This window comes from Okeania sp. SIO2B3 (assembly GCF_010672525.1).
GTDB lineage: Bacteria > Cyanobacteriota > Cyanobacteriia > Cyanobacteriales > Microcoleaceae > Okeania.
Genome location: NZ_JAAHGH010000044.1, coordinates 41,999 through 54,062, shown reverse-complemented (window position 1 = coordinate 54,062; position 12,064 = coordinate 41,999). Strand labels below are relative to the sequence as shown.

The 12,064-nt window shown below is 38.0% G+C and carries 9 protein-coding genes and 2 pseudogenes; 5 read left to right on the top strand and 6 right to left on the bottom strand.

Annotated elements, in window-relative coordinates:
• From F6K15_RS23385 to F6K15_RS23370, 4 genes and pseudogenes are all read left to right on the top strand, one after another.
• A pseudogene (locus tag F6K15_RS23385) lies at positions 1–1,771 on the top strand (hypothetical protein); the annotation flags it as partial.
• Between the two features lie 496 nt (positions 1,772–2,267).
• Complete coding sequence (locus F6K15_RS23380; protein ID WP_293065017.1) at positions 2,268–2,630, top strand: Lin0512 family protein; 363 nt, start codon at positions 2,268–2,270, stop codon at positions 2,628–2,630.
• A gap of 720 nt (positions 2,631–3,350) precedes the next feature.
• Positions 3,351–3,522: pseudogene (locus tag F6K15_RS23375) on the top strand (Tn3 family transposase); the annotation flags it as partial.
• 1,291 nt (positions 3,523–4,813) lie between these two features.
• Positions 4,814–5,056, top strand: coding sequence for a hypothetical protein (locus F6K15_RS23370; RefSeq protein WP_293065014.1), 243 nt, complete (start codon positions 4,814–4,816; stop codon positions 5,054–5,056).
• A gap of 115 nt (positions 5,057–5,171) precedes the next feature.
• Here the strand turns inward: F6K15_RS23370 and F6K15_RS23365 are convergent, their stop codons facing one another.
• The 6 genes from F6K15_RS23365 to F6K15_RS23340 form a co-directional block, all read right to left on the bottom strand.
• Complete coding sequence (locus F6K15_RS23365) at positions 5,172–5,318, bottom strand: hypothetical protein (protein WP_293065013.1); 147 nt, start codon at positions 5,316–5,318, stop codon at positions 5,172–5,174.
• A gap of 231 nt (positions 5,319–5,549) precedes the next feature.
• Positions 5,550–7,226: a M14 family metallopeptidase gene (locus F6K15_RS23360; protein ID WP_293065010.1), complete on the bottom strand. Its 1,677-nt coding sequence runs from the start codon at positions 7,224–7,226 to the stop codon at positions 5,550–5,552.
• Positions 7,227–7,581: 355 nt separating this feature from the next.
• The gene (locus F6K15_RS23355) at positions 7,582–8,172 is read right to left on the bottom strand and encodes a CPBP family intramembrane glutamic endopeptidase (RefSeq protein WP_293065007.1); all 591 of its coding nucleotides are present in this window, start codon (positions 8,170–8,172) and stop codon (positions 7,582–7,584) included.
• A 223-nt stretch (positions 8,173–8,395) separates the two neighbouring features.
• Complete coding sequence (locus F6K15_RS23350) at positions 8,396–9,463, bottom strand: DUF3326 domain-containing protein (protein ID WP_293065004.1); 1,068 nt, start codon at positions 9,461–9,463, stop codon at positions 8,396–8,398.
• A 165-nt stretch (positions 9,464–9,628) separates the two neighbouring features.
• Positions 9,629–9,823: a hypothetical protein gene (locus F6K15_RS23345; RefSeq protein ID WP_293065002.1), complete on the bottom strand. Its 195-nt coding sequence runs from the start codon at positions 9,821–9,823 to the stop codon at positions 9,629–9,631.
• A gap of 258 nt (positions 9,824–10,081) precedes the next feature.
• Positions 10,082–10,420, bottom strand: coding sequence for a 2Fe-2S iron-sulfur cluster-binding protein (locus F6K15_RS23340; RefSeq protein WP_293064999.1), 339 nt, complete (start codon positions 10,418–10,420; stop codon positions 10,082–10,084).
• A gap of 951 nt (positions 10,421–11,371) precedes the next feature.
• On the opposite strand from F6K15_RS23340, the gene F6K15_RS23335 reads away from it, so the two are divergent.
• Positions 11,372–11,758, top strand: a complete 387-nt coding sequence (locus F6K15_RS23335; RefSeq protein ID WP_293064996.1) for a hypothetical protein — start codon at positions 11,372–11,374, stop codon at positions 11,756–11,758.
• The last annotated feature ends 306 nt before the right edge of the window (positions 11,759–12,064 follow it).

The following is a 12,064-nucleotide window of genomic DNA, read 5'->3' as shown; positions in this document are numbered from 1 at the left end:
GCCAGAACCAGAGCCAGAACCAGAGCCAGAACCAGAGCCAGAACCAGAGCCAGAACCAGAGCCAGAACCAGAGCCAGAACCAGAGCCAGAGCCAGAACCAGAGCCAGAGCCAGAACCAGAGCCAGAGCCAGAACCAGAGCCAGAACCAGAGCCAGAACCAGAGCCAGAACCAGAGCCAGAACCAGAGCCAGAGCCAGAGCCAGAGCCAGAAGTCAACGTTGTTATCAGTAACTCAAATACAATTGTCGTCAGCAGTGAAACTACAAACGTAGTTCAGTTCAATTCCTTAGAGGAAATTGGTGGTACCGTTGTTGGTTTTAGTCCGTCAGACTCATTATCATTCAACTCATCACTGTTCGGTAGTTTCAGTAATTCCAGCTTCACCAGTGTAGTTGTCACTGAGTCAACTAGCAGTACTGATATCGAAGGCCAAGGTCTACTAATTGTTGAGCAACAAATTAACTCATTACAAGAGCTACAAGCACTCCTAGTTAATTTAGAAGTAGACAGCCCAGTATTCATTGAATACACTAATTCCGCAGGTAATACCGTAGTCGCCTTTGCACAAAGTAGTAGCGAAGTAGAAGTTGTCAGCCAATTTACATCCGAAGTACAACTAACAGAGACCAACTTTAACTTTACTCAAGTAACCACAGCAGCAGCAGAAACAGAAATTACTGCTACGGCAGGTTTAGTGGATACTATTTTATTCGAGTCACTGGTTGAAGAAACCACTATTAGCGACTTTGAGGTAGAAACAGATATACTTCAGTTTAAAACAGGAGTATTTGGCAACTTCAAGAATAGTAACTTCACTCAGGTTACTGTGAATGAGTCAACCAGTACTGTTGAAAGTAATGTAGGTCTAGTGAAGCTGACTCAAGAATTTTCTTCTCTAACAGAAGTGGAAACACGATTAGAAGAACTTGATGTTAATGGTGTCTTTGCTACCTATACTAATGCCCAAAATCAAACTGTCCTCACATTCTTCCAGGAAGGCAGTTTAGAAGTTGTTACTACCTTTAATGCAGAGATAGAATTAAACGCCAGCAACTTTTCTTTTGCTGGTATACTCGCAGGTAGCGCGTCAGACGACTTCCTTTCTAGTGGAGTTGCTTCAGATATCCTCAATGGTTTTGCAGGGGATGATACCATACAAGGTCTTGGTGGAAATGATACCCTGCGTGGTGGTGATGGTAATGACATTCTCAACGGCAATTTAGGCGACGATCGCCTCAATGGCGGTGACGGTAATGACACTCTCAACGGTGGTTTTGGTAACAACTTTATCCTGGGAGGTGCTGGTGACGACCTTTTGATCGGTCGTACTGGTTTTGATATTATGCTAGGTGGTGATGGTGACGACACTCTAAGGTCTGGCATCGGTCGCGATCGCCTCAATGGTGGTGCGGGTGATGACGAACTTACGGGTGGTGCAGGTATTGACCGTTTTATCTTTGCTACAAATCAGACTTTTAGTCAAGCAGATATCGGTACAGACACAATAACTGATTTTGTTGTAGACCAAGATATTATTCTCCTGGATAAAACTACTTTTGCTGCTCTTACCAGCGTTCAAGGAGAAGGTTTCAGTGTGGAAACAGAGTTTGCGTTAGTTACCAGTGACGAAGAGGCAGAAAGTTCTGATGCGTTTATAGTTTACAACAGTGAAAATGGTAAATTGTTCTATAACGCTGATGGTAGTACTGCTCATTTTGCCACCTTAACTAATAATGCGGCAATTACTGCTGAAGATTTCTTCCTGCGTTAATTTAGCTGTCAGCTGTCAGCTTTCAGCTTTCAGCTTGGGTTGAAATTTCTAAGGCCAATCTAAGCTGTTTGCTGAGTGCTAAATTGCTCAAGGCTTTTGAATTAGAACTAACAAAAGACTATAGAGCTTATAGTTTTACCTTGATAGGATAATAGAATTACTGGGAAATTCCTGGTAATTCTATTATTTTCAGGACTTATATCATGTCCAGATAATTAGTTATAAAAAAACTTTCTCCTTCAACTCCTCTTTCTTCCCTCCTTAGTTCCCCTCCCCTCCTGGGAGGGGTTAGGGGTGGGTTGGGAGGGGGAGGGGCGAGGGGTGGGTTGACTCCTGAGGACTCCGTAGTTATTTATCACTGTTCAACCGGACATGATATTACGCAATTGCACCAATCATAGTTTTTATATCAGCAATAATGACAAATAATACACTATATGTAGCGGTAATGCGTAAGTCCTGATTTTGAAAAAATTGTAGTTAATTTTGGGTAGTTATGGCTAGAAAACGTTTAATTATTGAAATGGGTATGGGGATAGACCAGCATGGCCAGGAGCCAACAGTAGCTGCAGCTAGAGCTGTCAGAAATGCGATCGCTCATAATGCTTTACCCGGAGTCTGGGAAGTAGCAGGTTTAAGTCACCCCAATGAAATGATTGTAGAAGTACAGGTAGCTGTACCTTACCCAGAAGAGGTGAAGGTAGAAGAGGTTTTGGCAGTATTGCCTTTTGGCCAGAAAAGTATTACTATTGAAGATGGAGGTATGGTAGTCCAGGGTCGGGCGATCGCTGAGTTGGAAGATAAAAATGATGAAATGTTAATTGCGGTAGCAGCAGTAACCGTGTTGGTAGATACTTGACATACTCCCGACGTTGCGCAAGCGCGACAAAGCGGGATTCTTCAGCCAGATAAATCTTGGCCGCTGTTTTAACAGAGGTGATGTCCTCCCCCTGTGTTGGTAACAATTATAGTGACTATATTTGCAATTGTCAATAACTATAGTAAAATAACTATAATATGTATTCTATAAAGAGAATAAAGAAAAAATTCGCTGAGGAACAACAAATACAACGCCCGGCTTTCCCATCCCTCCGCTCCCCTAATAGCTGCCGCACTTGCTCCGCCTTTTCCTGACGGAATGCTCCGCAAACATGTCGGCGACAGCCGTTAACGCAGTTCTGCGCTAGCAAAACGGGAGAGCGCGGGACTTCCCGCCGGGGGAGTTAAATCGGTTGTTTGGGTTGATACAGATATGATGTACTTCATAGTGTCTGCAAGAATAAAAAATCTGCTATGCTTGACTACAAAAGACATAACAGATATATCTAGGTTACTTAGTTGAGGTTACTATAAGTTAGTTGAAATTCATACTTACTATTATTAACTTTTTTTTTGAAAAAACATCAATTTTTTCTCATCTTCATCAAATCTTTAAATAATAATGAATTCTTGTAAAGATTTGATGAAGATATTTATATATCAATAGATATTTATTATTTTTACAGATGTTTTTTTCTTAAATTTAAGACTTTTGGCAGTTGACAAATCAATCATTCAAGTGTTAAGCAAATTTGAAAAAAGAATGTCACCAATTTTGTATTTGCTCAATTATGTAGATGATGAGGCTGATCGTCGTCGCATTTTAACCCAACTCAATCGTGGTGAAAGTCGTCATAGTTTAGCAAGAGCTTTAATTTTATGGTCGTCGTTGTGAGGTATGTCAGCGTTACCGTGAAGGTCAAGAAGAACAGTACAGGAAGAAGGAGTCAGGAGTCAGGAGACAGGAGACAGAATTTGAGAAGAAAATCATAGCTGTCGCGATCGAGTACACCATCGAGCAAGTATTTATGCGTAAATTTTTTACTCAGAATTTGATCGACGAAAAAAGTAATTGAGATGATTTGCATAGTATAAATACCTACCAAGCTACGGATTTATATACTACTTTTAATGCTACAAATTGACGTGCGGAATGTGGGTTTTAAGATTAATCTTTTTTTCCCTACTCCCTAAAGTCCTAAAATTTTGTACCTCATCAACTCTAAAACTACTTTAAGTATTTGTAGGAAAAAGTGAATTAGACAATTTCCAGAAAAAAGGAATAATCAAGCAATAGGAAATAGTACTTCTAATGCAAGAATATTAACTTTAGTTGAAAATTGCTATAAACTGTATATTTTGTAACTAAAATACTTGAGTAAATATGCACTTTGAATTTATTTCTTGATCTGAAATACTAATTATTTTTGAAGATGGCTAAATTTGATACACAATTTACTTTTGCTTAATGTATCATTAGCAATTAAGTTCCACTAATAAATGTATAACTTGATAGATTTTAAACATTTTTCACACGAATATCCTTAAGGGAAGCATTGAAAATCAAATACTGATTTGCTTTCGATCAGCAGAATTACTTATGCAATTCAATCATTACTACTAATAGTCAAAACTTAATAATTATCTAGTTATAACTAGATTTTTTCATATCAGTATTCTCTGAAACTAGAACTACGATTAACAGTTTTAGTAATCTAGCCAATTCAATCTTAGAAGAAATGTAGAAACTTTATTTCAGAAAGTTTAGTTAAATATAGTTATCCCAATGACTGTAGTTCTTCCTATCAATTTTTCATTCTCTCTAAATACAAACCTTACATTAAATAACTTTTGTATTTAGAAATAATTAGGGTTTGCGCTTCACTAGTCTTATGGATGAGGGTAGGAGACAGGAGACAACCCACCCCTCGCCCCTCCCCCTCCCAGGAGGGGAAGACAGGAGACAGGAGAAATGGGTACGAGCGAGGAGGTAGGAGTAAGAATTGTAAGAATGATTTTTCTGCCCAACTATGCGCCTAACATACGCTCCTTTTTGAGGGTTTTAGACGTAATACCAGGCACTTTTTAAAGGCAAAAAAAAGGCTCAAACCTTTATCTGTAAATACTTTTAGAATTAATCAGCAAGCCCTAATTAACTAAACTTTCAATTTAATCCTAAGTTTTTTTCAGTTTGTGAAGTTTGAAAATAATCATAATTTAGCCATGAATAACTGTCCTTGTTGCTCTACTCAAATGCTGCGTCATAGTCGTAATTCCCAAATTTATTGGTATTGTTCGCACTGTAAGGCAGAAATGCCAAATTTAGTAGATCAGCTCAAAAAACAAATTATTTTAAACAGTTTTCGTGAACATTCTTGTCAAGTCGCAATCAAAACTGCCTACAGAAATGTAGAAACCCACTTGCATGAAGAAAAAACAGTTATGAACTTACTTGGCATTGCCTAATATCATGTTCGGTTGAATACTTACACTTTGGAGGAAGGAAGGCAGAAGGCAGAAGGCAGAAGGCAGAAGGCAGAAGGGAAGAAAAGGAAAGGTGAAAAGGGATAAAGTTTTTTTATCATATCATGTCCGTTGGTATCGTTTGTGTATAAAGATTGGAGAAATATCTACCGTCATATTGTGAAGTAAACTGCTGTTCGCCCCTACTTCTTCCTTCTTCCTGACCTTCTCTATGCAATACCGATGCTACCGGACATGATATCACTGATTATCCGAACATGATATAATAGAAATAAAAATAATAAAACTCCTGTATGTTAATCTCATAACACAGTGTCAATTGTATAACCAGATTTCAGGAGTTGCATAAATGCGGGATGATTTTAATAGTTTTGTGAAATGGGCATCTTGCCCGCGATGGGGTGTACCTCAGGCTTAATAGAATCTGCTGTAACTACTAACTACTAAAAATCATCAAATCATTCAGCAACGCCAATTATTTTAAAGTAATCACAGTTCTCACCACACCCGCACGTTGCCCCCGCGCCGTCATTTCAATTTCACAACCAGCAAAACCTTTAATCACCCACTCAACATGACAACGATAATCATTACCTCCAGCAGAATTAGCAAAAGCTTTATTCGATCGCCCCTCCAAATGACCTATTTCCTGTAACTGCTTCCCACTAAGCAACACTACATTTTCAGGCAAAGTCAACATCACCTCTATAGGTCGAACACTTTTTCCTTCCCTCGCTTTTTCACTGGTATAAGTAGGCAAAAATCCCTGATTTTCCAACTGCACCACTACCAAATAAATATCACCACCCTGATGCTCAACTACCGTCTGACTAACTGCCAAATGAGGTGACATCAAAGCATGAGAAATAGCAAACTGACAATGTTGCTCGCACAACTTTGGTAAATATTCTACAGGAGCATTTTGCCAAACCTCCTTATGATTCCATCCACCAATTTCTACAGTACCTAGTTGTGGATGTTCAAACAGTTGCCAGTCAATAAAACCCTTCCCACCTAACTTTTCATCATTCCACTGCATCAATTTCAAATCGTCTGAAACAGGATGGCGTTGTAACCACTTAACATAATCTTCCTTCTGAACACCTGCTGCCGTAGGTGCATCCCAAAGCTCTATAACAAAACCAAACCAACCAAAGCGATCGTAACAATAATCATCCATCCCACCATAAGTCTTCCGGTTAGCAGGATAGCAAAAGTTATGATAAACCGAAACACATTCATAACCAGTAATTTCAGTACCCTTTTCCCCAATCAACTCGTAAATTTCCAAATCCTCCACAGGTAAGCGGTCATCTGGATAAATACTATAAGGACGTAAAATTACCGCAGAAAAGGTATGATAACTAATGAAACCATTAATATTAGAATGCTCGCGCCAAAATTCTGCTACAGCACGAGTTTCCGGTTCAGAAAAAGGAAAATCTCCAGCACCTGTTTGTTTTCCCTCCGGTTGCCATTCATAAGGATAGTTGCGATTAAAATCCATTCCTTCTAGTACAGGAGCAATTTTAATATCGTAACCGTTATAGTTTTTGATGATTCCCTCTTGGAGAATAGTGTAGTAAATGCCTCCAAATTCATCGGGTTCACGACGCACCATTATTCTATGGTCTTCTGGCGAAATTTTCCACGCTCCACAGTCATCCTTGAGTCGCATCTGCAAAATTAACCCATCCCCATTTACATCTTCCCAGTGGAGTCCGTCGCGTTCTTCGGGATATGGATAATGACGAATACTCGATCGCAATCTTTGGGGAGTTGTTAAATATTGTTCTGCTCCATCAACAGCAATACGAGGTAATACATAAACTGTGTAGTTGTCTAATAAACGAGTAATTTGAGGTTCCCTAGCGTAATTATTAAGTAGGTGATAAATAATATATAGAGCAACAGCAGAACCTGTAACTTCTCCAGCATGAATATTAGCATCAATCCAATATCCAGGTTTTTCTTTTGCTTTTCCTGTATTTTGGTTAGTAACAGTAGCTAAGAAAATATCCAGTCCGCCGTAGCTTTTACCAATAACTTCTAACTCAATCAAATGGGGATTACTTTCACTCATTTGATACAAAAAATTCACCACTTCTTGATATGTATAGTAGTGGCTAAAGTCAAACCCTGATTCTGTCATTTTAAATTATTAAATCTCTATACATAGCAATCTTATTTGAGTTGTGAGATATTGTAAATCTTAGGGAATAGGAAATAGGGAATAGGGAATAGGGAATAAGAAACACCAAAACAATAAAATTATCGCGAATGATTTAGGATTACTATAATTAAATTAGAAAGCCAAATCTGAGAGTAAAATTATCAGTTTGAACCATAATTATTAAACTTTTTATCAAAATAATATAGGTCGCGCAACCCCCGCCTTTTAAGGCCAAATATTTTTTGGAGTGAAGCTCAAATCCCCTACTTCCCCTCCACGGTCATGGTTAGGGGTGGGTTAACTTCTGACTTTTAACTTCTGACTTCTGACTTTGTTAAGACTCTTGGTAATTATGTTCCCATTTCCACATACTGCTAGAAATCAAATTTGTCAAAATGTGCGCGATAATTGGTATTAATAAATTACCTGTTACTAAGGCACTATATCCCAACACCATTCCAACTATTGTTGCCCAAACCATATAAGGCCATTGTTGCTTACCGCTCAAATGTAAAACACCAAAGAAAATACTTGAAGCAATTAATGCCACTGTATCCAATCCCAAGGCAGACAAAATTACACCTCGAAATAATAATTCTTCACTCAATCCTGGTAGTAATCCCAACCAGATTAAATCGGGCCATAACAAAGGAGTCACAACTAATTTAAGATATTGATCTGCACTACGACGATAAGTTGGCCAAATGCGATAAACTAAGGAACTGGCAATAGTAATACCTAAAGCGATCGCTACTCCCCACAATAATGCTCTGGGATTCCAACTCACAGGTAATAAATCAACACCAAGTAGCAAACAGGTTTTAGAGATTGCCAGTAATACTAATGCTGTTACTCCCATTGCCACCAATACTTGAGTACGAGTTAGAGGCTCGATTTCTGGATTTTCAGGAATTTGCTCTGTCACTTGTCCGCCATTAAATTAAGTTTAGATTTTATATTTAACTATTGTATAGGATGGTATAGCAGTGCGTGCTGGTATATTTACAAATTGCAGGAACTACCCAATAGCTAAAAGTCTTATAAGATAAGTTTTTTATTCCCCTCCTGGGAGGGGGAGGGGCGAGGGGTGGGTTGCCTGTTGCCTGTTGCCTGTTGCCTGTTGCCTGTTGCCTGCGCGAAGCGCTGTACTACTGAATTTTGGCAATAGGTAATATTTCTGGCCTTAATGCTTCTGAACTAATACCAGCTCGATGAGCAACTAATACCCCCAACGCCTCCAAATATGAATTAACCTCTAATGCTTTTATCCCCAAACTTTCTGGTGAAGCTTGCATTTGAGTTTGATTTTCTCTGACGGCAACAATTTGCGCTGGAGTTTGACTGAAACTCATTATTGCACTACCACCACAAGCAGTAGCAGGTACAACTACAGCATCTACTTGTTTTGCCAAAATAGTATTAGGGGGTAGGGGACTATCTTTTGTTTTTACTAATTGTGGCGCTCGACTCAACCCCACCAATACACAAGGCAAAAATGTGTAACCAATTTCTTCGGCAGCAGACCGAGGCGATAAGTTAGGGTCTAAGGGTAGAGGTAATAAAGCAGGAGCATGAGCGCAGGGAACCTGAAAAGTTTTGACAATCAAATGACTAATAACTGCTTCTGCACCAGCTAAAGGGTCAACTCCTTGTCCGTGGCGATATAGTTGTAATCCTGTACTACCTTCATCATCGGGAAATCTGGCAACAACAGCGATCGCTTCTGCTTTAGCTTTGTGAATTAGAGTTTCCGCAGCTCGTAGCAAACTATCTGAATTAGCTATGGTGCCCCAGGATGCTCCAGAATCAGATTGTTGTAATTGTACTTCTAGTGGGACATCTGTAATTATATAATCTGTGAGATTTAGCCCTAAAGTTGCTCTAGTCGCATCCGCAGCTTGTAAATGGCGCAGTTGCAATTCTGGTTCAATGCCTTGGTCAAGGATTAAACCCACTCGGTTTTGATGTACAGGTTGTAATCCATACCATCCCTGAGCAAATTTGTCAAGGGCATAGCCTTCTACATAGAGAGTATTAGATAATGGCCAATAGAGTTGTGCCCCATTCAGAACATTGGGGTGAGTAATTAAGAGGTCGCAAGTTTGCGCGATCGCTCGTGCCACTGGTAGACCATCTCCAGCATAACCACCAATAGATGCACCGATACCAGTGGGAATAATTAAGACTACTGTATAAGGTTTTAAGTCGAAGGTCAAAAGTCAAAAAGTAAGTTCAAAAGTTTTAACAAGTTTTTGATTCAATAATTTCAGCAGGAAAGCTAATTTTTCAACTCTATTAAAAATAATTTTAGGTTAGGTTTATTTACGATAATACCTAACCCTACACTCAACAATTATCAATCAAAAAGCATGAATAACTAATTAAGAATTAGTGCTTAAACTTTCTGATTCAATTACAACAGCTTCTACATGAGCTTGTTGTTTTTCTGTATCTATCTTTGTCACTGCCCAACGTAGAGGTTCACCACGTTTTTCTAACTCTTTTTCAATTTCTTGAGTGAGTTTATTTGGTGATTCTTGTAGGTCAATTTCAGCATTAATAAAGTGAGTAGTCATTTCAGTTATCAGTTATCAGTACAATTTTAATTTAATTAGTTTACGAAATAAACTTTATTTACCGAATAATTAAGGTTTAAAGTCTCTCCTTTAAAGGATAAAAAAGCGGTCGAGGAATGGGGGAGTTCTCCTCGCCATATCCAATCGACCAAGAGAAGAAAAAAAAATCCCTACCGCGTCAATCCTCTCCTTGATAAAGAAGAGGTAATTATTAATTATTAATTATTAATTATTAATTGTTGAAGTCTTCCTTTTCATTCATTTTGAAGCTATTTGTGAAGCACCAAATTGACGGTCGTAAACCTCATCTTCCTTTCCAGTTTCTATCTTTAAATTAGACCGAGGATAGGCAACACATAATAAAACATAACCCTCTTTTTGAAGTTCTGGACTAACTCCCATACCATCAGCTTGATCTACAGTACCCTCTCCAAGAATTTGGGCTGCACAGGTTGTACAAACCCCTGCATTGCAAGAGTTAGGCAAATCTAGTCCATACTCCTCCTCAGCAACCTTTAATATTTTTTTATCCTCTGGCACCTCAATAGTGTGAGTTTGTCCCTGGTGGTGAATTTCAACAGTATAAGTCTTTGACATATTGTAATTTGTAGATTTAATTCCAGAGAGGAATTTAGGCTCCTTGATTTTATGAAATCCTATGTATATTAGCCCTTTTAGAGATTGAGGGCAACGTTAATTCTCCAAAATGAAACAAAATTTTACAATCCTAATAGTGACAAAATTTTTCAATATTCAAAAATCACTTAACTGAGAGAAAACTTATTTTTATCTTTAGAAGTATTTTTTATTCAAATAGAATTTTTATTAACAGCAGGTATTACTAATTCAAGAAAATCTAAAAGTAATTTTATCTAGAAAATAAATTTCAAAATCATCTTTGATTTATGATAATTTTTTATTTCTTAGCTTTACTTCAACACAAACTTAAATAGCCATGCTAGAAATATACAGCAGTCGAAGGAAAGGGCGCAGACATATCAAAAGCTAAAACTCAGACAAAGCAATATTTTTCCTTCTTCCTTCCCTCCTAGATAACTAAATTCCTTCTTCTTTATTCCTTCTGCTACACTATAAAAAAACCGTGCAATATTAAAAAAAATAAGTTAAGTAGCTAGACATAATCCAAAGCAAAATAAAGTAATTTAATTTATTTCATCAAAACTATAAACTATTATCTAGTTCATAAACCTGTCAACTTCTCTATCTATAATCTCCTGATTAAAATTAATTTCAAAGTCAAATAATATCATGTCCGGTTGAACAGTTATAAATAAACGACGAAGGAGTCAGGAGTCAACCCACCCCTCGCCCCTCCCCCTCCCAGGAGGGGAACTCAGGAGTCAGGAGGGTAGAAAGAAGAAGAAAGAGAAAGTTTTTTTATCACTAATTATCCGGACATGATATAAGACCGTTTTTAATATTTTTATTGCTTGTTCTCTGTGTAGCGATCGCCACAATTTTTTAATCTTATTTTCTAAAATTGATATAATTGACTTCAATTCAATTTTCATTATCTCAGGGAAAAAAATGGAAGGTCAACAATACGAATTCGAGCATTCTCAAAATGAATTGATTTTAGACTTATCCAACAAAATGCGCTTTGTGAGCTACTTTTTAATTGCTATTGGAGTTCTTTCTGGAATAATTGGGTTGTTGAGTATAAATCCAGGTGCTATTATTCAAGGGGTTGTTCAGACATTTATTGGTACTTGGACTCTAAATGCTGCTTCTTCTTTTAAACTAATTGTTGATACAGAAGGTAATGATATTGTTAACCTGATGGGTGCTTTAGGTGAACTCCGAAAACTATATCGACTACAATATTGGTTATTAGTTAATGCTCTAGTTTTTATGGCGATGGTACTTGTTATAGGTATTATTGTAGTTATTTTTAGTAGAGTTGTCGCTAAATAGAGGGAAAAAATTGCTCCAACCTAGACAGAGCAATAATCCCAAGGCATTTTAGAAGCAAATAGCTACAATCCTTATCGAACAAGGATTTTGGGGATTTTTTAAGTTATAAAGCGACAAGTCTAGTAATTATTGACATCCTCCCCGGCCTAAAGGCGCGGGGATTCCTACTGAGCCGTAGCTCCTCGGTGGGTTGACACTTCACAGGGTACTGCTTCCTTGGCGGTAGTCTAACGCTTTCCTCCACGTCCGTTTAGAGTTTCCGAGTGCCCCCCGGCAACTAAAAACACTGTAGCATATATTCCATTC